The following is a 26,816-nucleotide window of genomic DNA, read 5'->3' as shown; positions in this document are numbered from 1 at the left end:
CAATGAGCCAACTATATATAGCACAAGACACACCGCTTACCTGTAGTAAAGGGCGAAGACTGATAGGAATAGGAGTAAGCTCCCAGTCCACTGTAAAACTGAAGAATACTTCCAAGCTTATGGCTACGGAAGATGATCGTTTTAAGGATAATTTTATTTGTCCGGAAATGGCGATAGCAGGAGCTTTAGCCGGAGTTGCCGTTGCAGCTGCTTTTTCAGGTGGTTTATTTGTGATGGCAGCCGCAGCTTGGGCCGGAAGTGCCCTTATTGATGATTGCTTAAATATATGCTCTTTTCTTTGTAAAGGCAGTGACTGGAAGAAAACCCATTCCAAAGTAAAAATTGAAAATAAAAAGCCTTTGTTACAGCATTCCACCCTTGATTGCTTTATCGGAGGAAAAATAACATTTCATTTACCCGTAGCCCAGTTACAGGAAGCTTTGATCGCCAGTAGAATGGCGCGGGATGCTTATGAAAATAATCCCCATGAAGCCGAGGATATCGGAGACTTTAAACGTATTAATACGGAAAGTCAGGAAGCGCTGGATAAATTGCCATGGGGTGAAGGGGTTTTTGAGCCCAAGGATTTCAATACTAATAAGGATGACGGCTTTTTCTCATCTCTTTATTATAATGATAAAACAGGAGAATATTTTGTGGCTTTTCGGGGCTCTGAGGCAGGTGACCAGTTTGTGAAAGACTGGGTGATAGAAGATGGAGGACAGGCTTTTGGGGCTAATACTCCCCAAATCGAAAAAACCAGAAGCCTGGCAGAAAAAATGGATGAAGCGACGGATGGCAATGTGAAGTTTACAGGACACTCATTAGGTGGGGGTAATAGTGCCATGGCTGCTTATTATACTGGACTTCCCGGTTATACTTTTAATGCAAGAGGAGTACACAATAATACATTGGAATACCTTGATGAGGAAGGAGCGGTAGGATCTACTTCCAATATTATTAATTACAGCACCAGTAATGATATTCTCAACGGATTACAGAATAATAGGGAAGGTTTACTTGCCACACTAGCTATTTCAAGGATCCCGGTTCTTAATAATATAGCACTTTTCGGAGGAGCCACAGGTGCAGTCCCGCGGGCTTTAGGAGAACAAAATGAAATCTTTGGTTATATAGCCAATAACGAAGGATTAGGAATCAGTACCATAGGTAGCGGACATGGTGATTATGTCAATGCAATGGAAGCAATGATTGCTACTATCAATATAGATGTTCAAGCTAATAATATGTAATATGAAATCAACAATTTTAATACTTCTTTCTATTATGACACTCATATCATGTTCAGATTTCAGTCTTAGATCACGTAAAAAAGAAAACAGAAGCCAATATCCACCTTCCCAGATGTTTAAAGGAGAGGAGTTGCTGGCAGCTCAAAAAATGTTTGATGGGGATATCAACGGAATGGAGGAGATGATTAAGAATAAACATATAGCACTGGATAAACTACAGGAAGAAACAGGATATACTTTGCTGATGTATGCATCCATTATTGAGGATTTACAAGCAATGCGAAAATTACTGGAAATGGGAGCTGATCCCAATATTGTAATTCCTGATGAAGGTTTTAGTACACCTTTAAACCATGCGGTAGCCCTTAATAATTATGAAATGCTTGAATTAATTTTCAGCTATGGAGCCAATCCTAATCCTGCGTTAGGAGATTCCCCTATGATAAGTGCCATGATGCTGGGGGGAGGTAAAAATACGGAACGAAAAATGATTGATTATCTGCTTGAACATGGAGCCAATATCAATAACCAATCTTACGGTGGAAATAACATCATGGAAACGGCCACCAGAGATAATTTGGATCTTGCCAATTATTTATTGGAAAAAGGGGGAACGCCCATTATTCCGGGGACGAATCTTTGTCCAATGGCAGAGTATATTGAATTTGCAGAAGAAAAGCAAAGGAAACATCAGAAAACGGAAACCCCCTATTTTAAAAAGTTATCAGACATTAAAAAATTACTTATTGAAAAATATCAGGTACAGTTTCCTGTAAAGAAGGACCCCAAAGCTAAAACAGAACTTCGAATCAAGCTATATGAAAAGCTCGATGCAAAAGATAAAATCTCAGTTAATTTTAATAACAATTATGGAGAAAGAAGCTATAAAGACAATCTGGAATCTTTAAAGAAAGAATAGTTATGAATGGGTTGCTCTTATTTTGAAGAGGATCATGATAGAAAAGACATGAATTTTATTAAGCACGAAATAGAAAAAGGAGATACACTAGAGTCCCTGGCCAGGCAATATGAGGTAACTGCTAAGCAATTGGTAGAGTTTCACAACTTACATTCACCGGTTACCCAACAGATTTATGGAGATAAGTTGCCAATTCATATTCAAACGGTTATAACTCCCAGCCATTATACATCTGAAAATAAAAATAATACCATAAACTTTAAAGAAAAAGCCAGGTACCGCTGTGAGCAAATAAATATATCAAAGATCAATGATCAGACTATTACATTATCTTCAAGTGTTAATACTGAATATCTAATCTCATTTTCTCCTGAACAAGATCTATTGGAAATAGATTTGAAGGATTATGTTTTTTCGGTTGATCCAAAAGTATATCATGATGCCTTTAGTTTTTCAGAGAAAATAGAAAGATTAAAATCTCCCGTATTGTTTGAAATAGGAGAAGAGAAAATTGTAAATAATATATTAAACAGAGATAAGCTGGAGCATAAATGGAAACATTTTTGCGAAAATGTTCTTAAGACGGATTCTCTTTACCAGCAAATTGCAAAAAATGCTCCTGAGCAGGCAAGGGACGTAATTATTACAGGGAATAAGGAGTTTTCTTCCTCAGAAAACTTGAGTAATATGTTAGATAAAAATTTATTCTTTCATGTGTTTCTGAGGGCTATTAAAGGGAAAAATTTGAATGATTATTATATAGAACAATATTCTCAACTTTTCCCTAGTCTTTTACTCCATATAGATGTTGTAAAAACTACTGTAAGTGAAGATGAAAACTTCGTTACATACAGATTAGTAGGAACATTGGACAGAAATAATATATCAGAAGTAGAGCTTCAAAAGATGTACGATGAAATTTATAAACCTATTATTAAATATAATTATACGGAATTTAATTATACATATAGAATAATATATACTATTGATAAAAATACAGGACTTCTTTCCGAAGGAAAAGTTGCTCTGTCGGAAAAAATTAAAAATAACTTTGAAGCTATTACCGAATTAATTATTAGAAAGGTTAATTTATAGATCTACATAAAAGATTAAGAGAATGATCAGTAAAAATAATGAGAATATAGTAGTAAGAACTGTAAATATCAAGTTCTTTTTTATTACAATTTTGATATTTGGTATAATAACTTTTCTATTATCTTATTATGCCCGTAGCATAAATTACACTATTAATCAGACTTATTTTTTGATCTTTTTTTTATCTGCTATAGTCATCGTATTTGTTTGGATTAATTTTAGAAATACAAAATTGATTTCTCTTTCCTTTGGAGATAAGGATATAAAGATTTTTCAGGATGACAGTAGGATGAAAATCTGGAAATATGACAAAATAAAGAACTATAATATGTATAGGCTTTGGGTTAAGCCCATGGGACATATGTTAAGACTCCGGGATGATAAGGATATGAAATACTATTGGATCGTCTGGTTGGATACAAAACAAATCAGTTTGGAGGAAGAGCAAAATATAAAAAAAATAGAACAAAATCTTCTTCAAAAATTATCAGAAACTAATAGAAAGCAAAGTATAGATTATATCATTCTCTTTTTGGCATCTTTACCTTTTGTACTGCTTATTATGGCTCTTTTTATATTGATAGGAGGTTTTATTTATATAATTTTTTATTTAAAATAGATTTATGGGAACATCATATATTTCTGAAGATAAAGTATATGCAGTGTGTACCTATCAGCTAGGAACATCACCTCAAAAATTTTCTCATAGCAGGGACACGTTATCTGTTTTTTACCAAAATAAAAATCAGCCTATTCTTACAGAAAAAGATAAAAATATTAAAGAGGAATTTACTTGTAAATCTCCTGTCAATTTAGCAGCTACGTTATTAGCATTTGGAGCCGGAATAATTGTTGGAGCTTTATTATTGTCTAATCCTTTAGGTTGGATAGCTTTGGCTGCAGGAGGAGTTTTACTTGCTGCCGGTACTGTGGCGGTAGTAGCTGCAGCTACACATAGTTGTACCGATCCTTTAAAAGGGGGACATTGGTTATTAGTACATGGAAGTGTAAAAATTAATAAAAGCAAAGCTATAACAAGATCATCAATTCTAAAATGCGGTAGTAATGGTATTTTAACCCCCTTTTTTAGTAAGGCTGCCGCTAAGCAGGCTGCCGAGGATATAGCATTTAATAACCAATGGGAATTAGGGATTAATACAATAACATCTTTTGGGGCAGGGGCCTTTTTACCGGGAGCTTTTGGAGGTATTGCCGGAGCTACGACAATGGGAGGTAGGCTAATTGCCGGATCTCAGCTAGGGGGCCGGTTTTTATTAGGGTTTGGTTTATTCAGTGGTATCAGTTATGGAGAAAGAGAATTAATTAGAGATTTTCATGGAAATGGAACTCTTGAAGGGAATACTACCTATGACCGCATGAATAGCTATCAGGAAAATTATATAGATCCGAAAACTAATCAGATGGTGGAAGTTAATATAGATCAAAATACCTTATTTGGAACACCCTCTAAGCCCGATGATCTGTTTCAGGATTCTACTGACTTAATAAACGTAACAAAAAATGGAAGTACCGGATCTTATGATATAACCTATCTCAGTAAAATTACGGGTATTGCAGAGTCAATTTCTATTTTTACGAATAATCAGGAACTTTGCAGACAACTGGATAATTTAGATGGTTTAAGCAGGCCTGCCTTGAGAACCAATCCCTTAGCAAACCAATTATTGGCAGATTTAAATGCAGGAAAATATCCGGAATGGAAAAATGGTATACGTTTTTATAACTCCGAAAGAATGACGCCCAGCATGGTAGACGATGGACGGGTTGCACAAGCCCAGGTTGCGAAGAATAATTTGCAAACAGTTACCTCAAATAGTATACAGGGATTACTGTTTGTTTTACCTTTCATCGGAACCATCTTTTCAGAAAATGCACGCGCTGATTTGGCGATTGCAATGGCCAGAGATTTTTCAGAAGAACCTGATGGAATTAGTATTATTGCAAATACCCCGATAGATTAATTATTTAAATTTTAGACTAAAGAAAGTAAAACAGATATTCCCCACTTTACTATTTAATTGATTAGGATTATGATTAATTGATTCGAAAGAAAGTCACTTGAAAAAGTGACTTTCTTAGGTAAATAAAGGGAATTACACAAAATTTTTAGTACTATTGGGCATAAGTAATCTCTATAAAGGCAACAAAAAACAAATTGTACGTGAAGAATAATGAATATGCATTTAAAGGAAGCACAATGCCATTATTATATTTTTACTGCATAATAACAGTATTGATTATTGTATATGTACCGTCTTACATAATGGTTTTTAAATGGTTATCTCCTTATATGGAAACTATAGAAACAATAAAAATAATAAAGGGAATAGGCTTTTTACCAGTGCTGAATGTTGCTCTTTTTATCGTTATGTTCGCTGTAATCGGTAAATTAACTTTTAGATTTCTTTTTCCTGCTCAATCAATAAAGGTTGCCCTTAATGATCATAAACTGACTTTTTATATGAAGAAGAATGAAATAACAATTTTAAAAGATGAATTTAAAAAATCGGTTTTTTTTATAGTGAAGAAAGGGACTAAAAGGAATGTAAGATGGCTGGTGATTCATAGAAGAAATGGCTGGAATTATATTATAGAGGAACCGGATAACAATAAGGATTTTGATGATTTTATTCAAAATTATAAATCTTATCATAAAATGAATCTGGGAAAACTAAAGGTGAAGCGTCTGGATAGGTATAATTCATTTTATAAAGAAACTTTCTTTCATAAGTAAATTCTCCTTTGTGCAGGTGAAGTGTTCCTGCCTGCTATTTCAGTTAATATTTAATTTTCTGAGTAAACTAGAGGGAATACAAAGAAATTTTTGGTAATATTGGAGCGGAAAGTCATAAAGATGATCATCTGGAAATGAAGAATAAAAAATTTGCCTTTAAAGGAATCAGCTATCAGACTGAAATAAAAATATCTGTCATAACGGGAATTATCATTATCTGTTTATTCCCTTTATTTTTTATGATCATAAGAAATTTTGAAAAATATTTTGTTGGAGGCGTACTTGCTTTTGCTGCCATTACAATGGGAGTAAGCTTTTTGATCCTCAGACTTATCATGAAGATGATCCCCAATAAAGAGTGGGAAGTGGACATTTTAAATGAACGACTTGCTATAAGACATGGAAAAAGTAATTGGGAAATTCCATTAAAAGAGGTCAGGATTATAAAAGCTACGGGTCAGACCAATTTCAGATATCTTACCTTTGTTACGGACAGGGAAACTGTTAAAATAAGAGTCGGGCACGGAGGATTCACCCCATTTTCTACGGAGAAAGATGTTGAAGAAATAGATCGGCTGTTCAAAACCCTTATGCCTTATATAAAGCAGCATTTCAATAAGAAAAAGGTAGATGCAAAGATGGAAGACCGTAAGTTCCCCCATTTTGGAGAATATATAGTAAAAACCGAACCTATTCATTATACCGTTATTGATAAAATGAGTCCTAAAATGATGATGATAGGGTTTATCATTATCTTATTTATTTTCATTGTGCTGATAGGAAGTGCGGTAGAAGCCTATATTAAATATAAAAGTCTTGGCAAAATCTTGTGGCAGGACCTTAGTTTTGCTTTTGCATTACCTTATTTATTAGGAGCCTTTCTGGTGTATGGAGTATGGGTTTACCTGTTAACCCGAAAGAAAAAGTTCTGATCAAAATCTATCATTAAATTTCAAGCTTATTCTTATTATCATTTCCACTGAAAAAAGTAGGGGATTATCGAATCCTTTACATCTTTTCCCATATCCAAATCTGTCATTCAGAGCAAAGCGAAGAATCTTCCCCTCCGTATTTTATAAAATTTCTCTTCTAGGTAACACCTGCACGTCATACGGATTTTCCTCAATTTTCAGTCCGGATTTTCAATACCTGTTCCAAATATAGATCAGAAATATTCCTATTTTCTTATATTTGTTCATTATAGAATATATGGACGCAACACAAGATAAAAGGTTATTTCTTATCGATGCATATGCAATGATTTTCAGAGGATATTATGCATTGATCAGAAATCCGAGGCTTACCAGTAAAGGAACAGATACATCAGCAATTTTCGGATTTACCAATTCACTTATTGAATTGATCCGAAGAGAAAAGCCTACCCATCTGGCAGTAGTTTTTGATGTAGGCCAGGCAAGCGTAAGAACAGATGATTTTGCAGCCTATAAAGCCAACAGAAGTGAAACACCGGAAGCTATTAAAGTAGCCATACCTTATATCCACAGAATCCTTGAAGCCATGCATATTCCTGTTCTGGGAGTGGAAGGCTACGAAGCAGATGATGTGATCGGAACCATAGCTTGTAAGGCAGAAAAAGAAGGCTATACCACTTTTATGGTAACACCGGATAAAGACTTTGCCCAATTGGTAACCGATAAAATTAAAATCTATAAACCGGGATTAAAAGGAGGGGATGTGGAGATCCTCGGAGTGGAAGAAGTAAAAGCCAAATATGAAATTGAAGACCCCAAGCAGGTAATAGACTTTCTTGCTATGATGGGAGATGCAGTAGACAACATTCCGGGACTCGAAGGAGTGGGAGAAAAAACGGCAATGAAATTCCTCAAAGAATACGGAAGCATTGAAAATCTTTTGGCCAATACGGACCAGTTGAAAGGAAAATTAAAAGAAAAAGTCGAAGCGTCGGCAGAAAGAGGAATTCTATCCAAAAAGCTGGCGACCATTATTTGTGATGTCCCTATCGAATTTCACCAGGAACAGTATGATCTTGAAACTCCCGACTTTGAAAAAGTGAAAGAAGTTTTTGACGAGATAGAATTCAGGAGGTTGTATGAAAATCTTTACAGAGCCTTTGCTCCTGCTGAAACCGTAGTAGTAAGCCAGGTGGAAGTGAAGCAGATGTCTGTGGGAACACAGATCAAAGGCCAGGTTACACAGCTTGACTTATTTGCCAACTTTGAAGAATTGGATCAGGCGACTTCTACCAAATCCACCATTGTTGAAAATGATCATTTGTATCAGTTTGTTGACAATCCAAAAGCTCATAAAGTATTAGTAAACAACCTTTTGAAGCAGAAAGTAGTATGCTTTGATACGGAGACCACTTCACTCAATGAGCTGGAAGCAGAACTCGTAGGAATGAGTTTTTCCTATAAAAGAGGATTAGCTTATTACATACCCTTATCAGAAGATAAAGGAGAAGTCCTTCAGACCTTAGAGATTTTCAGACCTTTATTTGAAAAAGAAGATATTCTTAAAATTGCCCATAACCTGAAATTTGATTATAAAATTCTAAAACAATACGGTATTACGGTAAAAGGAGCCATGTTCGATACCATGATAGCCCATTACCTGCTGAATCCTGATGGAAGACACGGCATGGACTATCTTTCGGAAGTTTATCTGAACTATAAGCCGGTATCTATAGAAACCATCATTGGTAAAAAAGGAAAAAATCAAGGAAATTTCCGGGATGCGGACTTAAGAACCCAGACCGATTATGCAGCAGAAGATGCGGATATCACCTTTCAGCTATATGAGCTGTTTGCACCGCAGCTGAAAAAAGAAAACCTTGAGGAGCTGTTCTACACTATAGAAATGCCACTGATGGAAGTACTGGCAAAAATGGAATTGGCAGGTATCTCACTGGATGAGAAATGGCTGGCAAAAGAAAGTATAGATCTGGAAAATGATTTAAAAGAACTTGAAAAGAAAATATTTGAATTGTCCGGAGAAGAATTCAATATGAACTCCCCAAGGCAGCTTGGAGAAATACTCTTTGAAAAAATGCAGCTTGATCCTAAGGCGAAAAAAACCAAAACAGGACAGTACGCTACATCCGAAGATATACTTCAGAAATTGTCTTCCAAGCATGAAATCATCAAGCATATTCTCGAATACCGGACCTATCAGAAACTGAAATCCACCTATGTAGATGCGTTGCCTTCTCAGATCGAAAAGACAGACAGCCGGGTACATACGAACTTCTCCCAGACCACAGCGGCTACGGGGCGTTTGGCGAGTGTAAATCCCAATTTACAGAATATCCCTATCCGTACGCTAAGAGGGCAGCAGATTCGGGGGGCCTTTGTTTCAGGTGAGGGTAAGAAAATAATCTCAGCCGATTACTCACAAATAGAACTTCGCCTCATCGCTGAAATTTCCGGAGAAGAAAATATGATTAAAGCCTTCCAGAACGGAGAAGACATCCACGCTTCCACAGCAGCGAAACTATTTAAAATTCCGCTCGAAGAAGTATCTAAAATCCAAAGGAGCCAGGCTAAAACAGTGAACTTCGGAATTATCTATGGTCAGGGTGCATTTGCGCTGGCAGAGCAGACCGGACTTTCCCGGACGGAAGCTAAGCAGATGATTGATGCTTATTTTCAAACCTATCCTAAACTAAAGGAATACATGGCGGAGCAGGTTAACAAAGCCCGTCAGCTGGGGTATGTAGAAACTATCCTGGGAAGAAAACGACATTTGAAAGATATTAATTCCGGAAACTTTGTCGTAAGAGGACATGCGGAAAGAAACGCTGTGAATGCTCCTATCCAAGGGAGTGCAGCAGATATCATTAAGATAGCGATGATTAAAATAGATCAGGAACTGGAAACCCAGCAGTTAAAAACCAAAATGCTTTTACAGGTGCATGACGAATTGGTATTCGAGTCTCCCAAAGAAGAAGTGGAATCCGCATCGGTCTTAATTAAAACCGAGATGGAAGGAGCCTTACAAACCCAGGTACCTTTATTGGTGGAAGTAGGAATAGGGGATAACTGGCTGGAAGCCCACTAGAATGATTATCATATTTAAAATATTAAACCTTTGGAGTTGCTTTCCGAAGGTTTTTTTGTTGTAAGATCCATTGAAGACCCCTAAGAAAATATTTGAAAAATTGTAAATCGTAAATGCTGTAACTCATCACCAATCAGCATCTGTATGAAGTGGATTACTCCTCAGACCATTTTTGTGAATATAGACTACAAGATAATTTAAAAGAAAAACAGGCTGTTCCCAGATTCTGAAACAGCCTGCTTTTTATATTAAAATAATAACTAAACAAATCTTGTCATCCTCATCCTTTCCTTGTCCATATCCATTTTGTCTGAAAACCAATTCAAAACTATTTTTTTGAATTCTTCTTTATTCATAGTATTGGGCTCTCTTCTTATCAGAAAATAATGTTCCTGCATTATATTTTCGACTAATTCTCTGACAGTTTTAAATTTAAATTCATTACTGTTTTCAAAGATAACTCTGTAAAAAGAGTATGAAAATGCTCCTAAAATCCAGGCATACCAAAAATTAAAGAACAAAAGAATAAAAGTGCTTAAAGATAAAGCCATAAGGAAAGATATAAAAACTTTCCGCGGTCTGAGAAGATTTAAATCAAAACCAATTTGTGCTTCTACTGCTTTAATGGTCAATCTACGGTTTTTACGGGGAATTAAGTCCTCTAAAGGAGTGTGAGGGGTAATAGAAGAAATTTTAGGATTTATGGTTTGTAATATATTCTTTACTTTATAAAATGCTTGCTGAGAGGTACAGTCCGTAACATTCTCATATTCAAATTTATTAATAATTACTTCAGATAAATCTTTAAAAGTAAGGATGTTATTGAGCTCTTCCTGGCTGAAGTTGATGGAATAGGTCTTTTCAAATTCCTCCAGGGAAAAATTTAAATCTTCTAATTCAAAAGAATCAAGTTTATTATTTTTCATTGAATGTGTTTTATTCAAAACTATAAAAATTTCTAAAATAAAAAGTAAATATTCTGAAAAATTGTATTGGGTTAGTATATATATATATATATATATATATATCACGTTATCCGCTTTTGCTCTTCACTCGCCTTAATCAGTTTTTCCAACCGCGAGAGCTGAGTTTTTTCCTGTTTAGCTGTCATAATCAGGTGGATCATCACCTTTTTATAATAAGGAGCTTGATTATTGAAGAAATCCCATGCCGCTTTGTTTTTTTTGAAAAGCTTTTCATAATCAGGATGAAGAACAGAAGGCTCTTTTTCATGAGAATAAATCCCTGATTTGCTTTCTTTCCTCAATGCAAAAGCTTGTAGTCCTGCCGGCATCATTAAACCGGACTCAATAAGTTTTTCAACTTTCTTTATATTGATATTGCTCCATATGCTGTTGGATTTCCTTGGGGTAAAACGGAGAGAGTAGCTTTCATGATCAATTGTTCTTCTGACCCCGTCAATCCATCCAAAACAAAGAGCCTGATCCACAGACTCAGACCAGGTCATAGAAGCCTTATTACTGTTCACTCTGTAAAAACCGACAAATACTTCGGTTTCTGTGGTGTGGTTTATTGTAAGCCATTCTCTGAAAGCTTCCTGAGTTTCGAAAAATAGGAGAGTCATAAAAATTAAAATCTAATATAAGTAAAATTACAATATTGGATTTTAAAATCGTCCTTATATTTTAATGTCGGAGAACCACAGCTTGGAATCGATGTCTGCAGGAATATTAAACTTTTTTCTTAGCCGGTATTTCTTTCCTTCTGCCGATTTCATGGAAGAATTGGTATAAGTGGCAATTTGCTTTGTGGTAAAGCCAAGTTTAAGCATAGCACAAAACTTAAGATCGGATAAGGTAAGATCGGAAGAAGTATATTCTTTTAGCTTTTCAAAGAAATCAGGAAAAAGCTTATCGAATTTTTCAATAAAAACGCTGTCATTAAGCTGTATGGAATTAATGAGTTCTTCCAGTGTTTCCTCTGTAAAACTATCTCTTACCAGCATTTCTTTAAGATGGGTAACCTCGTTGTTAAGGTTTTCTATTTGCTCCTGTTTATGATTATTTCTCTTTAAAGCAAAATAATAGTCTACTTTTTTCTCTTCCAGAAAGAAGAAGTTCAGACCGGAAAATATAAGCATACAGCTTATGTTAATGATTAATAAAATATGATCATACCCGAACAGTTCTTTATGCTTTACAAGATTAAAACCTGTAAAAGCTGATATATAGAGACTGATTAAGATAAAGATGATCAGGAAAATAACATATTTTTTATCATCCTTATAATTGAAAAAAATAGGAATAGCTGATATGAGAGGAAAATAGAATATAAAAACACCACTTTCCAGGGCACATAAAGAAGCATAATAAGTAATAATCAAGGAAATTCCCGAGAAAATCAATGAAACAGCCAGTTTGTTCCTTCGTAAAGACCGGAAATAGAAAATACATATAAGGAATAAAAAAGATACAAACAGCAAAAAAATACTGTTCCATCTAAAGCCTAAAAAATATAAAATGGAAATACTCTGAACAAAAAAGACCAGAAATACACCACTGAGATATTGATTAAGCAGAATGTTAAAGTCTTTGTTTTTGGGAGTGTCATTATCATCGACGCCTGAGTAGGAAATGAACTCAAATAAATTTCTAAAAAACGATTTAAATTTTAATGTCTTCATCATTCACCATTGTATCTGTTTAATGAATTTTTTCATACTGATAATCAGTGATTTAATAATTTCAATTTGGAGATATGGTATTGTGTTTAATTTTTAAGGGTAAAGGTAGAAAAAAAGAATTTAATTTAACATAAATAATTTTAAATGAGAGAGTTGAATGATATGTTTTTTATCAAATAATTAGAAAATAATTCTATAAAATAAAATCTAATCTTTTTTATTTTAGTGTATTTTCGATTTTTGATTTATTTTAAAATAAATTTAGTTTTTTTTAATCGGATTAATAAAAAGAGGAAGAAGATCACAAAAAGAATTAAGCTAAGGGTAATTTGAAATAAAAAGTACTTCCCTGGTTGGGAGCGCTTTCTACGCCGATCTCACCATTTTGTTTTTCAATAAAGTTTTTGGAGATGGCCAATCCCAGACCGGTTCCATTCTGATGCTCTCCCGGCACCTGAAAATAGCGGTCAAAAATTTGGCGGTGGTACTTCTCATCAATTCCGCTTCCCGTATCGGTAATGCTGAAGCGTATGAAAGAACCTTCATTTTCAACTTTGATCACAATACTTTCATCCTGAAAAGAATGTTTGATGGCATTGCTCAGAAAGTTATTCATTACCCATATGGTCTTGCCAAAATCGGCAGTAATGAAGGCGTTTTCGTCCGCAGTATATTGAGTTTTAATAGAAATATTCTTCTGCTCGGCCAGCTTTTCTACATTTTTAATGGCCATTTGTATAATTTCTTTTGGAGAACATCTTTCAATGGTGAGGCGGATATTTCCGGTTTCTACCTGAGACAGATTGAGCAGCTCTCCGGTAATGTCCAGCAAACGCTGTCCGTCTTCATTGATGCTCTTAAGAAGTTCCTGCTGCTGATCATTTAAAGTCCCGAATTTCTGATTTCCCAATAACTGAACTCCCATTTTAATAGCGGCTATCGGAGTTTTTAATTCATGGGAAATAGTAGCAATAAAATTTGTTTTAGCAAAATCGAGTTCCTTAAAGGGGGTGATATTTCTCAGCAGAATTACTTTCCCGATGTACTTTTTATCTTTTTCCCCTGTTTTTACAATATTGATGGGGATGATATCCTGTTCAAAATAATTCTCCTTATTATCGGTGACAATTTTAAGAGGTTCTTCCACAGGATGATCAATATTTTTAAGAAGCTCGCGCATCAGGTCATTATTTACAGCCACTTCATGAGCAGTTTTACCGATGATTTCTTCCTTGCGGAGATTGGTGATCTTCAAAGCCTCATCATTGATCATATAAATGAAGTGATTTTCATCCAGCCCGATAACCGCATCATGCATATTATTCACAAGAGTTTCAATTCTCTTTTTATCCATGAGCTGTTTGGAGAGATTGCTGCTTTCATATTCCTGAAGTTTTTCCGCCATTACATTGAAGGAATCAGCCAGGTCGTTAAACTCTTCGCTTCCTTTAAAATGAACCCTTTCATTATAGTTTTTATCCGCGATCTGCTTGATGCTGAAAGTAAGCTGATTGATAGGCTCGGCAATGGTTTGCGGTAAATTGAACAACAGTACGAAAGCAATAAGAAAACATATTGTTCCGAGACTTACGATCCAGAATGTGGCATTTTCTGCAGTAATAATGGCAATATCACTTTTACGCTCAATACTTTTCATATTCAGTGACATGATTTTCACCAGATCTTCACGGATCAGCTTTTCCTTTTCGATATCGGGCTGCCGGAGATAGCTTTTAAAATGTAAATTCAAGTTTTGAGTGGCTTCCCTTTCTCCAAATTCCGTGAGGTTCTTTTCCTGCAGGGAATTATTCTTTTGGAAATCTTTTATGGCAACAGCACTGTCCGTATCTATCCTGTCCAGGGCGAGAAGCATATTTTTGGAAAACTCCAGGCTGTTATAATTGGCGATAAGGATCTTTTCCGTATCGGATTTAAGCTTATTGATATATACAGAACCTATGACTGACAGTAAGACGATCAGTAAAAATAAGAGCCCTACACCAAGTGTGAGTTTTGTTTTAAGTTTCATGACTTCAAGATAAAATAATAATATCGATTTGCCTTTCGTTCAGTTTATTCATCAGTGTATAGATCCAGCTGTAACCGAAAATCCTTTGCCAGAGCCGGGGATGAGGTTTTCCGATACATACCGTGGTCATATTATGCTGGATAACATATTCCAGGATTCCTTTATGAACACTGCTTTCCCTGATTCTTACCACTTTGGCTCCCAATTCCTGTGCTAAATTAAAATTATTAATCAAATATCGTTGTTTATCGAGAGCTATTTTTTCAGGATTTTCTGAAGGCTTCTGAATATATAAAACAGTCCATGGGCTGTTGTAATAACTGGCCAGCCGGGCGGTCTTCCGGATTATGTTTTTCGCTATTTTTTCATTACTGCTTATACAGGCCAGGAACCTGATAGGCTTGAAATTTTCGGTTTTAATTTCAGTCTCTACCTTCCTTTCCACATGGGTAGCCACCTCCTTAAGAGCGAGCTCCCGGAGCTGAAGGATATGGCCGCTTTGAAAAAAATGGTTAAGCGCCGTCTGGATTTTTTCTTTTTTATAAATCTTTCCTTCTTTAAGTCTGGTAAGAAGTTCATCAGCAGTTAAATCAATATTCACCACTTCATCGGCCAGCGCAAGAATCCTGTCCGGAACCCTTTCTGACACTTCAATGCCCGTAATCTTTTTAACCTCTTCATTAAGACTCTCGATATGCTGGATATTCATGGCGCTGATCACATTGATGCCGCTGTCAAGTATTTCCATGACGTCCTGCCATCTTTTTTTATTCTTAGAGCCTTCCACATTGGAGTGTGCGAGCTCATCCACCAGCACAACTTCCGGATGCTCATTGATAATAGACTGCGTATCCATTTCATCCAGGCTTTTCCCTTTATAAAAAACGGATCTTCGTGGGATTGCCGGGATCCCTTCCGTAAGGGTCAGTGTTTCTTCCCTTCCGTGAGTTTCTATATAACCTACTTTTACATCAATGCCATTTCGCAGCAAGGCATGGGCTTCCTGAAGCATCCGGAATGTTTTTCCCACTCCTGCGCTCATACCGATGTAGATTTTAAATTTCCCTTTTCGGGATTTTTGAATTAACTCTAAAAAATGCTCTGCTGAGGACATAGCTTAATGAATTGGATTAAAACCAGGCTGCAAGGCTGGTAGTTATGAAAAAGTTGCCTTGTTGATGCTCTTCGTTCTTTACAAAAACAGCATCTTTAGAAGTGAATCCTCGCGCTTCTGTCCGGAGTATCACATTCTTAAAAATGAGATAATCCAGATTTAAAGAATAACCATACGTCTGAAATCCATTCGGCGTATGTGTTTTAATGATCACACCGTTCTTATCACTGTAATATTCCAATCGTCCCGCCAGGGCCCATTGATCGTCTATCTGGTATCTCATTAGAATATTCGGGGTGTACCAGAGATTGTATTGTTTACTGTGCTTGGATTTCTGCTCAGCTCCTATATCAAATCCTATAATCGCTGAAAAGGCATCCGTCAGCTGGAAGCTGCCATATAAGTCATGAAAATAACGCATTTTTTTATCATCCTTAGGCTGGTCGTTTCCAATGAAGGAGCTGCTGTTCAAAGTAATACGGTCATTAGGTTTATAAATGACCTGATGTCCGAAAGAGAGACTTTGATTTCCCTCTGTTTTGGCAATGCGCTGCCAGCCGTTCAGAACCAATCCGCTTAACATCCATCTTCCGTTATCTGACGTGTAGGAAATTTTTGCTCCCGTTTCAAAATAAGGAGAATTTTCGGCTGCCAGACTTCGGGTAAGGTTGGTGTTGTCCTTTCCAATGGCGCTTTCCCATCCGATATGGGAAGGCATGATTCCGGCATCGATCCATACATTTTTATCCTTGGCAATTTTAATTCCGATATTAGCTTCATTAATGTATTTCAGGGCATCCTGCTCAGCACTCATATTATCCTGCGTATAGGTTCCGGCCATCAAAGCAAGATTGGCCCGCATTCTATGATCCTGATAGGCAACTTTTATCAGTCCTAAATTGAGATTGACCTCATTATGCCGGTTATAGGAATACAAAAAGCTCTGCCGGGAATGGTTGGCGGGTTCATTGAAATCATACGTATAAAATAATTCTGCATACGCTGAAAATGTTACATGGCTTTTTAAAGAGTCCAGGGATTGTGCTTCAGAAAAAGAAGCCCAGGCAAGTAAGCCTATGATGAGATGTTTTTTCATGGAAGTCAGTTATTTTTTAATTTCGTCCAGGGCGATATTCAGCTTCAGTACATTCACTTTTGAAGGTCCGAAAAGTCCCAGAAGAGGTTTTTCAGTTTGTTGTCCGACTAAAGCAGTCAATTCCTTCTCGGTGATATTTCTTTCTTTTGCAATTCTTTTCACCTGATAAAGCGCTCCTTCTTCGGAAATATCAGGATCTAAACCGCTTCCGCTGGCAGTAACCAGTTCTACCGGAACTTTTATATTTCTCATTTCCGGGTTTTTCATTTTTAAAGTATCAATCCTTTTTTGTACGGTTTGAAGATACTCTTCATTACTTGCTCCTTTATTGCTGCCGGCACTTCCCGCAGCGTTATAATCTACTGCTGAAGGGCGCCCCTGGAAGTATTTTGCAGAAGCAAACTTTTGCCCGATATTGGCATAAAACTTCTGATCCTTATACTCGATAATCTCCGTATTTCCCTTGGTAGGAAGAAATTGAGAACCCGCATATACAAAACCTAAATAAAGAAGGACAAGTACCAGCATTATGACGGTTAATCTGAATGCTGAGGATATATAATTTTTCATTTTTAACATCTTAAAAAAATAAACTGATGAATAAATCGACAATTTTTATTCCGATAAAAGGAACAATAATACCACCTAAGCCATAGATAAGGAGGTTTCTTCTTAACAAAGCACTGGCTCCGATGGGTTTGTAGGCGACTCCTTTCAAAGCCAGTGGAATAAGAATAGGAATGATAACGGCATTGAAAATAATAGCCGACAATATTGCTGATTCGGGGCTGTGAAGGTTCATGATATTCAGCTTTTGAAGAGCCGGAATAAAGGTGATGAACAATGCCGGAATAATAGCAAAATATTTGGCTACGTCATTCGCAATACTGAAAGTGGTTAAAGTTCCGCGGGTCATCAGAAGCTGCTTTCCGATTTCCACGATTTCAATAAGTTTGGTAGGGTCATTATCCAGGTCCACCATATTTCCTGCTTCCTTGGCAGCTTGGGTTCCGCTGTTCATGGCAACTCCTACATCCGCCTGGGCCAGGGCTGGAGCATCATTGGTCCCGTCCCCCATCATAGCGACCAGTTTTCCTTCCTGCTGTTCCTTTTTGATGTAATTCATCTTATCTTCCGGCTTGGCCTCAGCAATAAAATCATCAACACCTGCTTTTTCAGCAATAAATTTTGCTGTCAGGGGATTATCACCTGTTACCATTACGGTTTTTACACCCATTTTTCTCAAACGCTGAAAACGTTCCTGAATACCTGTTTTAATGATGTCCTGCAGCTCGATAACGCCCCATACTTTTTCATTGACGGCTACTACAAGGGGAGTGCCTCCGTTTTCCGATATCTTGGTAACGGCATCCTGAGTTTCCCGGGGAAAGATATTTCCTGCTTTTTCGATTAACTTTTTAATAGTATCGTAGGCTCCTTTTCGGATTCTGGTATTCTCAAAATCGATTCCTGAAGTTCTTGTTTCTGCAGTAAAGTCAATGTAAACCGGATTGGGGACTAAAAGGTCTTCCGGTTTCAGCTGGCTTAATTCTATGATGGATTTTCCTTCGGGAGTTTCATCGGCCACGGAACTCAGGGCAGAAGCTTTGATAAAATCATTCATCTGAATAGCATCCGAAGGGTGAAACTGGGTGGCTTTACGGTTTCCGATAGTGATGGTTCCTGTTTTATCCAGCAGAAGGACATCAATGTCTCCCGCGGTTTCCACTGCTTTACCACTTTTAGTGATCACATTCGCTCTCAGTGCACGGTCCATTCCCGCAATTCCGATTGCAGAAAGCAGCCCTCCGATGGTGGTGGGGATCAAACAAACGAAAAGGGAAATGAATGCCGCGATAGTAATCGGAGTCTGTGCATAATCAGCAAAAGGCTTTAAAGTCACAGTGACAATAATAAATGTAAGGGTAAATCCTGCCAGAAGTATGGTAAGAGCAATTTCATTCGGGGTTTTTTGTCTTGATGCTCCTTCAACAAGGGCGATCATTTTATCGAGGAATGATTCGCCGGGTTTTGTGGTTACCTTTACCTTAATCCTGTCGGAAAGAACTTTTGTTCCTCCTGTTACAGAGCTTTTATCACCTCCCGCTTCCCGGATAACCGGAGCACTTTCTCCTGTGATAGCGGATTCATCGATGGTAGCCAGTCCTTCAATGATTTCTCCGTCCATAGGAATCTGGTCTCCCGCTTCACACAGGAAAATATCTCCAAGTTTCATTTCAGCGGACATTTTCCGAACGGTTTCCACCTGAAATCCCGCTTTATTTTCCACGATAAGCTTAGCCGGAGTTTCTTCCCGGGTTTTCCGTAAGGTATCTGCCTGCGCTTTTCCTCTGGCTTCCGCAATAGCTTCGGCAAAATTGGCAAATAATACCGTGAGGAACAGAATAATAAAAACAAAGAAGTTATAAGAAAAGCTGCCTTGTGAATGATCTCCCGTTAAACTGAATAAACTCACAAAAAGCATCACAATAGTTCCGATTTCGACCAGGAACATCACAGGATTTTTAAACATGATCTTAGGATTCAGTTTTATAAAAGACTGCTTAACAGCCTCGTTCACCAAATCTTTTTGGAATAATGTCTGCGATTGATTTTTCATTTTTTTGAATGATTGATTTTTATTTTGAAAAATAATGAAGCTGTTCGGCGATAGGCCCCAATGTGAGAGCAGGGAAGAACGATAAAGCTGCAATAAGAATAATCACTGCAAGGGTCATAAACCCGAAAGTAGCCGTATCTGTCTTCAATGTTCCCGAGCTTTCAGGGATGTATTTTTTCTGTGCCAGCAGGCCGGCGATGGCAATCGGTCCTATGATAGGAATAAACCTTGAGAGCAACAGGATGATGCCTGTAGAGATATTCCACCACGGAGTATTATCACCCAAGCCCTCAAAGCCGGAGCCGTTGTTCGCAGCAGAAGAAGTAAATTCATAAAGCATTTCACTAAATCCGTGAAATCCCGGATTATTTAAGGTCTTTGCCCCAAATTCCGGAAAATAGGCTGTAAGCGCAGTCCCTACCAAAATCAGGAACGGATGGAATAGCGCAACAATCATAGCGATTTTCATTTCCTTCGCCTCCACTTTTTTACCCATGAATTCAGGGGTTCTTCCAACCATCAGTCCGCTTATAAATACAGCAAGAATGATGAAGATAAAATAATTCAGGATCCCGACTCCGCATCCTCCATAAAAACAGTTGACCATCATGCCAAGTAACTGGTTCATCCCTGACAGAGGCATTGTACTGTCATGCATGGCATTCACGGATCCGGTGGAGATCACGGTGGTAGCAATACTCCAATAAGCAGACGCTGCACTTCCGAAACGGATTTCCTTGCCTTCCATGGCTCCCAAATGATTATCGGCGCCCATTTGGGTGATCAGGGGATTGCCTTGAGTTTCGTTGATAATGGTGGGCACGGTAAGTGCTATGAATCCTACAGTCATCACAGAAAATATTATCCATGAAAGCTTTCGTTTGTTCAGATAGAATCCAAGCGCAAATACCAATGCAAACGGGATGATCATTTGGGTGACCATTTCAGTCATATTGGTAAGATAGTTGGGGTTTTCCAAGGGGTGCGCTGAATTGGCTCCAAAAAAACCTCCTCCGTTGGTCCCTAAATGTTTGATAGCTACAAAAGCAGCTGCAGGGCCTCGTGAGACGTCTACTCCCTGACCTTCCAGGGTAGTTATATGATCTTTTCCTTCAAAGGTCATAGGAACCCCATTGGCAGAAAGGATAAAAGCTACTATAATACTGATGGGAATAAGGATCCGGGTAATGGACTTGGTGAAATAATCATAGAAATTTCCCAGCTGAGTAGTGGTTTTCTCTTTAAATGCTTTAAAAAGCACTGCCATCGCAGCCATCCCTGTGGCTGCTGTCACAAATTGTAAAAACATGAGGTAGAGCTGTGTAAGATAGCTTACCCCGGTCTCTCCTGAATAATGCTGTAAATTACAGTTCACCAGAAAAGAAATAATCGTGTTAAAAGCCAGATCGGGACTCATATCGGGATTTCCGTCTGGATTAAGAGGAAGCCAGGATTGGTTGAGCACAATAAAAAATCCTATCACAAACCAAATCAGATTGATGGTAAGCATGGCATACATATTTTGTTTCCATGTCATTTGTTGATGGGGATTGATTCCTGAGATTTTATAAATGAATTGTTCAAAAGGCTGAAAAACAGGATCTAAAAATGTTTTTTTACAGCCATAAATATTCGCAATGTATTTGCCTAGCATAATCCCGATGAGCAGGGTAATTATAAACATGGCGATAATGCCTGAAGTTTCTGTATTCATCATCTTAAAATTTTTCAGGTTTTACTAAAACATAGCAGATGTACACAAAGGCGAGAATGGAAAGAAAAAATAAACTCCACATATTCTTATATTTTATCAAAAAGTTCAACGGACCGGTATAAAAGCCAGAACATCACCATACTGAGGATGATTAAGCAAAAGACTATCATAAGGTGATGATTAGAATTAATAAAGTCAACAGCACATAGGCTACTATCAGATTACTGAATTTGGAGTGATCTCGTTTTTTTACAGTTTTTTTGGAAGTTGTCATTTTAGCAATATTTATTTGATGGATATATGCCAAAAGAAGGTCCATTGAAGGATGTTTTTGTATAAGTGATTTTATATGAATGTGTTATGGGTTTTATAGGTAGGGGGATGAAAATAAAAAAGCCTATCAAAATGATAGGCACTTCCTCAAAATGATAATAATGATTATCGTAATCCATACTCTTCCAGCTTCCTGTAAAGAGTAGCTATTCCTATTTCCAGTAACCTTGCGGCCTCGGCTTTATTTCCTTTGGTATAATGTAAAACCTTCTGAATATGTTCTTTCTCCAACGACTTCATACTGAAAGAATCGTTTTCAGAACTGTTTTTTGCAGAATAATAGGGTAAGCTTTCTGCATCCAGTGTGTCATTATTCATTAAAATCAAGCTTCTTTCTATGGTATTTCTTAATTCTCTTATATTTCCTTTCCAGTCATTTTTTTCCAGAGTTTTATAATATTCGGGAGAGATCTGAATAGAAGAAAGATGTAATTTCTGTGAGAAGCTGTCGATGAAATTTTTAGCCAGCAGTTTAAGGTCTTCTTTTCTTTCCCGTAAAGGAGGCAGGGTGATTTCAAAAACATTGAGCCTGAAATAGAGGTCTTCTCTGAAATGTCCCTGCTTGATTTCTTCCTCGAGGTCTCGATTGGTAGCCGCTATAAGCCTGAAATCGGATTTGGAAGTTTTGGTTTCTCCCATTTTGATGAACTCTTTTGTTTCCAGAACACGAAGCAGCTTAGCTTGTAATTCCAATGGCATTTCTCCTATTTCATCCAAAAATAGGGTTCCTCCGTTGGCTTCTTCTACGAGCCCCTTTTTGTCCTTTATAGCCCCTGTAAAAGAACCTTGCTTATGGCCGAAAAGCTCACTCTCTAATATTTCTTTACTGAAAGCAGAGCAGTTAATTGCTACAAAATTATTTTTGCTGCGTTCACTTCCTTCATGAATGGCATGGGCAAAAACTTCTTTTCCTGTACCTGTTTCCCCGGTTAATAATACAGTGGCATCAGTAAGAGCAACTCTTTCAGCGAGTTTCTTTGCTTGCAGGATCACTTCCGAATGTCCTATGATCTGCTTGAAACCCTTCTGGACTCCAGTTTTTTGAGTGGTCCTGCTTTTGTTATCCTGAGCTTTTTCCAATGCTTTATATACAAGAGGAATAATTTTTTCATTGTCGTCACCCTTTACCAGATAATCGTACGCTCCATTTTTCATGGCCTGTACTGCATCCGTAATATTTCCGAATGCTGTCATCAGGATGATTTCCAGGTGGGGATATTTAGCTTTGATAGACTTGACGAGCTCCACGCCGAAGGCATCGGGTAAACGGACGTCGCTCAATACCACATCGAAATCATATTGTTCCAGCATAGTCATGGCGGATCGTGCGGTGGAAGCTTCTCTGACATTGAAATTTTCCTGTGAAAGAATCATTCCCAAGAGCTTTAAAAGTTTAATTTCATCATCAATGATTAGAATATTCCCGGACATGGTATAGGTTTTAAGAAAACAGAGTACAAACTTAAGTAAACTTATAGATAAAAATGAATTTTTTATTTGATTCCCCGACACGGGGGTGGAAGTGGTCCTGCCGGATTTGGTAGAATAGGTGAGATTCCTCAATTCTTCGGAATGACATTTTCTTGGCTGCCCGTTGATAAATGGACTGTAGTTTTTGCTCTCGCAGATTTTGGCAGATGACGCAGATTTTTGTGTATGGATATTTTTTTAAATGGGTGGGTGAGATTAATATATTGGCGATTAATAGCAGTGAAGGGTGCTTTAAAGTAGGTGAGAAGATGAATGGAGTCGGGGTGGAAGATTTGTTTTGTTATTTACCTTTTCAAATGTTGTGATAGACTTAATATTATTGAAATAGAGCAGTGTTTTTTTAGTATTGCTTATTTTTGTATGTCATTCTGAAATACGCAGGATGAAACGAACGAAATATGATTGATAAAAGATATAAGGAAGTAATTCATACTGATAAAAACAATTACGAATATATTACTGTAACCAACGACGAAAATAACGTAAGAATCTATACTCTGAAAAACGGATTAAAGGTTTTTCTTGCCCAGAATTTCGATGCACCCCGAATACAGACGTTCATTCCCGTGAGAACCGGAAGTAACAATGATCCTTCTGATAATACGGGATTGGCCCATTATCTGGAACATATGATGTTTAAGGGAACTTCTAAAATAGGAACTCAAGACTGGGAAAAAGAAAAGGCTTTGCTGGATCAGATTTCAGAACTTTATGAACAGCATAAAGCAGAACAGGATCCTGAAAAGAAGAAAGAGATCTATAAAAAAATAGATGTGGTGTCCCAGGAAGCAAGTCAATATGCCATAGCCAATGAATATGATAAAGCCATATCTTCTTTAGGAGCTAGCGGAACCAATGCTCATACATGGTTTGATGAAACCGTCTATAAAAATAACATCCCGAATAATGAGCTGGAAAAATGGCTGAAAATAGAAAAAGAAAGGTTTTCGGAAATTGTTTTGCGCCTTTTTCATACGGAGCTGGAGTCGGTCTATGAAGAATTCAACCGTGCACAGGATAATGACTCAAGGTTGGTGAATTATGAGTTGATGGATGCCCTTTTTCCTACCCATCCTAATGGGCAGCAGACTACACTTGGAAAGGCAGAGCATCTTAAAAATCCTTCCATGGAGGCTATTCATAAATATTTTGATGAATATTATGTTCCTAATAATTATGCAATGGTCCTGGTAGGAGATCTGGATTTTGAGAAAACTATTCAGCTTATAGATCAGTATTTCGGTACTATTCCTTACAGGGAATTACCGGAGAAAACACCGGTGATTGAAAAACCGGCAACTGAAATTATAGAAAGAACGGTAAAAAGCCCGACGGTACCCAGAGTTCAGATAGCATGGAGAACGGAAAGCTATGGAACCAGAGAAGCAATGCTGGCAGATATTGTTGCGAATATTCTGAGTAACAGAAATGAGGCCGGGCTGTTGGATTTAAATATTAATCAGACCCAGAAAATGCTTTGGGCACAAGCCTATTCTTTAGGTTTAAAGCAATATGGATACTTCTCTATTGTAGCAGTTCCAAAAGAAACCCAATCCCTCGACGAAGGAAAACAGATGGTATTGGAGCAACTGGAATTGGTGAAAAAAGGAGCGTTTCCGGATTGGATGCTGCCTGCTATTATCAATGATTTTAAGCTGCAGCGGATGAAAGGGCTGGAAACCGCAGAAGGTCTGGCTACGAATCTTTATGATACCTATATCAAGGGAAGGACTTGGGAGGAAGAACTCAATGAAATGGATGTTTATGAAGGATTTACAAAACAGGATGTAGTAGATTTCGCAAAAGAGTTTTTTAAAGATAATTATGTAGTTATTTATAAAGAGAAAGGAATCAATGATAAGCTGCTGAGAGTAGAAAATCCGGGGATCACGCCGGTGAAGATCAACCGGGAAGCCCAATCTGAATTTCTAAAAGAAATCCTTGCCGATAAAACAGAAGATATCCAACCGGAATTTATAGATTATGACAAGGAGATCATAAAAGATACGATAAAAGACAAGAAACTGAATTTCGTAAAGAATAAATATAACGATATTGCCCAGGTTCATTTTATTTTCCCCATGGGAAGTGATCATGACCGTGAATTGGGAATTTCCACTCAAATTCTCCAGTATCTGGGAACCGATCGCTATTCTCCGGAAGATCTTAAAAAAGAATTCTTCAAGATAGGGATAAGCAATGATTTTAAAACTGCTTCTGATCAGTTGTTAATCTCATTGAGCGGGTTGCAAGAAAATATAGAAAAAGGAATTGAACTTCTGCAGCACTGGATGCACGATGTGAAGCCGGACCAGGGGATTTATCAGCAGTTTGTAGGAACAGTACTGGAAAACAGAGATGCAGTGAAGAAGGATAAAAACCGTATCATGACGGCTCTGTCCAATTATACTAAATTCGGAAATTATTCCCGGTTTACGGATGTGATCTCCCGGCAGCAGCTTGAAAACAGTAATGTAGAGGTTTTTACGGACAGAATGAAAAACCTGTTTAAATTTCCTTATCAGGTCTTTTTTTACGGTAAAGACTTCGGTCATTTCAAAGAATACATCGGAAAATATATAGAGGAAAGCAGTGAATCCATTCCGGAACCGAAACAATATCTGGAACCGGAAACAGGCGGAAATGTATATTTTTCCAGTTATGATATGGTACAGATGGAAATGAGTAAAATAGGAAAAGGACACGCTGTAAATATCAGTGATTTTGGAAAGATCAATGTTTTTAACGAGTATTTTGGTCGGGGACTTTCCTCTATTGTATTCCAGGAAATCCGTGAAAGTAAGAGTTTGGCTTATTCTGCGTATGTTTCCTATGCGGCAAATGGTGAATTGGGACACCCTGATTATGTGACTACCTATATCGGAACTCAGCCGGATAAGCTTCAGATCGCGGTAGATACATTGGATGATCTTATGAATGAATTACCGGAAGTGCCTATCCAGTTTGAAAATGCTAAGAATGCAGCCTTGAAACAGATTGCTTCGACAAGAATTACCCGGACCAATATATTCTTCAATACCCTAAAACTTAAAAAGTTGGGAATTTCCTACGATTTTAGAAAGGATATTTACCAGCAGATTCAGGATCTGGATTTCACTGAATTAAAGAACTTTTATCAGACAGCAATAAAGCCATTGCATTTTAATACGGCTATTATTGGGAAAAAAGAGAATCTTAACAGGGAAGCGATAGGGAAGATGGGAACTTTTAAAGAGGTGACTCTGGAGGAAATCTTTGGGTTTTAGGAAATTTAATTTTATATAAATTGAATAAGCATCGGAAGGTGCTTATTTTTTTGATCTAAACTAAAGGAGTAATCATATCGGATTTTATAGAATAGGGGAGATTCCTTAATACTTCGGAATGACATGGTATTGGCTGCCGGTTGTTAAGTGTTCTGTCATTTCGAGCGAAGGGAGAAATCTTTTGCTGTGTGGCTTTCATTATCTTTTCTAGAACAATTGGATAAGAGATTCCTCAATACTTCGGAATGACATGCTGTTGACTTTCGGTTGATGAATGTCTGTCATTTCGAGCGCAGCGAGAAATCTTTTGTAGTTAGGCTTCCGTATCTCTTCTAGAACAATTGGATATGAGATTCCTCAATACTTCGGAATGACATACTGTTAATTATCAGTTGATGAGTGTTTTGTCATTTCGAGCGAAGGGAGAAATCTTTTGTAGTTAGGCTTCC

19 protein-coding genes are annotated in these 26,816 nt (G+C 37.3%); 9 read left to right on the top strand and 10 right to left on the bottom strand.

The annotated features are described in order from the left end of the window. Positions 1–2 precede the first annotated feature (2 nt). The 8 genes from ABJ974_RS12055 (at position 3) to polA (ending at position 10,060) form a co-directional block, all read left to right on the top strand. The gene (locus ABJ974_RS12055) at positions 3–1,253 is read left to right on the top strand and encodes a PAAR-like protein (RefSeq protein ID WP_419868493.1); all 1,251 of its coding nucleotides are present in this window, start codon (positions 3–5) and stop codon (positions 1,251–1,253) included. Position 1,254: 1 nt separating this feature from the next. Beyond that, positions 1,255–2,172 (top strand): ankyrin repeat domain-containing protein, encoded by a 918-nt coding sequence (locus ABJ974_RS12050; RefSeq protein WP_419868492.1) that lies wholly within the window; start codon positions 1,255–1,257, stop codon positions 2,170–2,172. A 48-nt stretch (positions 2,173–2,220) separates the two neighbouring features. Continuing rightward, positions 2,221–3,267 (top strand): LysM peptidoglycan-binding domain-containing protein, encoded by a 1,047-nt coding sequence (locus tag ABJ974_RS12045; RefSeq protein ID WP_419868491.1) that lies wholly within the window; start codon positions 2,221–2,223, stop codon positions 3,265–3,267. A gap of 22 nt (positions 3,268–3,289) precedes the next feature. After that, positions 3,290–3,886, top strand: coding sequence for a hypothetical protein (locus tag ABJ974_RS12040; protein ID WP_419868490.1), 597 nt, complete (start codon positions 3,290–3,292; stop codon positions 3,884–3,886). Positions 3,887–3,890: 4 nt separating this feature from the next. Continuing rightward, positions 3,891–5,249 carry a hypothetical protein gene (locus ABJ974_RS12035; protein ID WP_419868489.1) on the top strand — a complete coding sequence of 453 codons (1,359 nt, stop codon included), beginning with the start codon at positions 3,891–3,893 and terminating at the stop codon, positions 5,247–5,249. Positions 5,250–5,449: 200 nt separating this feature from the next. Next, complete coding sequence (locus ABJ974_RS12030; RefSeq protein WP_419868488.1) at positions 5,450–6,022, top strand: hypothetical protein; 573 nt, start codon at positions 5,450–5,452, stop codon at positions 6,020–6,022. Between the two features lie 134 nt (positions 6,023–6,156). Further along, entirely contained in the window at positions 6,157–6,954 is a 798-nt protein-coding gene (locus ABJ974_RS12025) for a hypothetical protein (RefSeq protein WP_419868487.1), read from the top strand. Positions 6,955–7,231: 277 nt separating this feature from the next. Next, positions 7,232–10,060, top strand: a complete 2,829-nt coding sequence (polA, locus tag ABJ974_RS12020) for a DNA polymerase I (RefSeq protein WP_419868486.1) — start codon at positions 7,232–7,234, stop codon at positions 10,058–10,060. Between the two features lie 260 nt (positions 10,061–10,320). Here polA and ABJ974_RS12015 read toward each other — a convergent pair whose 3' ends face one another. The 10 genes from ABJ974_RS12015 to ABJ974_RS11970 form a co-directional block, all read right to left on the bottom strand. Beyond that, the gene (locus tag ABJ974_RS12015; RefSeq protein ID WP_419868485.1) at positions 10,321–10,986 is read right to left on the bottom strand and encodes a hypothetical protein; all 666 of its coding nucleotides are present in this window, start codon (positions 10,984–10,986) and stop codon (positions 10,321–10,323) included. 101 nt (positions 10,987–11,087) lie between these two features. Beyond that, on the bottom strand, positions 11,088–11,645 hold the full coding sequence (locus ABJ974_RS12010) for a YdeI/OmpD-associated family protein (protein WP_419868484.1): 558 nt from the start codon (positions 11,643–11,645) through the stop codon (positions 11,088–11,090). A 54-nt stretch (positions 11,646–11,699) separates the two neighbouring features. Next, positions 11,700–12,707: a helix-turn-helix transcriptional regulator gene (locus ABJ974_RS12005; protein WP_419868483.1), complete on the bottom strand. Its 1,008-nt coding sequence runs from the start codon at positions 12,705–12,707 to the stop codon at positions 11,700–11,702. 310 nt (positions 12,708–13,017) lie between these two features. After that, entirely contained in the window at positions 13,018–14,733 is a 1,716-nt protein-coding gene (locus tag ABJ974_RS12000; RefSeq protein ID WP_419868482.1) for an ATP-binding protein, read from the bottom strand. Between the two features lie 4 nt (positions 14,734–14,737). Then, positions 14,738–15,847 carry a sensor protein KdpD gene (locus ABJ974_RS11995; protein WP_419868481.1) on the bottom strand — a complete coding sequence of 370 codons (1,110 nt, stop codon included), beginning with the start codon at positions 15,845–15,847 and terminating at the stop codon, positions 14,738–14,740. A gap of 16 nt (positions 15,848–15,863) precedes the next feature. Next, positions 15,864–16,943 (bottom strand): porin, encoded by a 1,080-nt coding sequence (locus tag ABJ974_RS11990; protein ID WP_419868480.1) that lies wholly within the window; start codon positions 16,941–16,943, stop codon positions 15,864–15,866. A 9-nt stretch (positions 16,944–16,952) separates the two neighbouring features. Beyond that, positions 16,953–17,513: a potassium-transporting ATPase subunit C gene (locus ABJ974_RS11985; RefSeq protein WP_419868479.1), complete on the bottom strand. Its 561-nt coding sequence runs from the start codon at positions 17,511–17,513 to the stop codon at positions 16,953–16,955. A gap of 10 nt (positions 17,514–17,523) precedes the next feature. Next, the gene (gene kdpB / locus ABJ974_RS11980; RefSeq protein WP_419868478.1) at positions 17,524–19,563 is read right to left on the bottom strand and encodes a potassium-transporting ATPase subunit KdpB; all 2,040 of its coding nucleotides are present in this window, start codon (positions 19,561–19,563) and stop codon (positions 17,524–17,526) included. 19 nt (positions 19,564–19,582) lie between these two features. Then, positions 19,583–21,277, bottom strand: coding sequence for a potassium-transporting ATPase subunit KdpA (gene kdpA / locus ABJ974_RS11975; protein ID WP_419870971.1), 1,695 nt, complete (start codon positions 21,275–21,277; stop codon positions 19,583–19,585). A gap of 438 nt (positions 21,278–21,715) precedes the next feature. Next, positions 21,716–23,041 (bottom strand): sigma-54-dependent transcriptional regulator, encoded by a 1,326-nt coding sequence (locus ABJ974_RS11970; protein ID WP_419868477.1) that lies wholly within the window; start codon positions 23,039–23,041, stop codon positions 21,716–21,718. A 458-nt stretch (positions 23,042–23,499) separates the two neighbouring features. Between ABJ974_RS11970 and ABJ974_RS11965 the strand changes: the two genes are divergently transcribed. Beyond that, a complete protein-coding gene (locus tag ABJ974_RS11965) occupies positions 23,500–26,367 on the top strand; it encodes a M16 family metallopeptidase (RefSeq protein ID WP_419868476.1) in 2,868 nt (955 codons plus the stop codon). The last annotated feature ends 449 nt before the right edge of the window (positions 26,368–26,816 follow it).

It is taken from the genome of Chryseobacterium sp. CT-SW4, assembly GCF_048572715.1.
GTDB lineage: Bacteria > Bacteroidota > Bacteroidia > Flavobacteriales > Weeksellaceae > Chryseobacterium.
The sequence above is the reverse complement of the archived record's forward strand: the minus strand, read 5'-3'. Positions and strand labels throughout refer to the sequence as shown.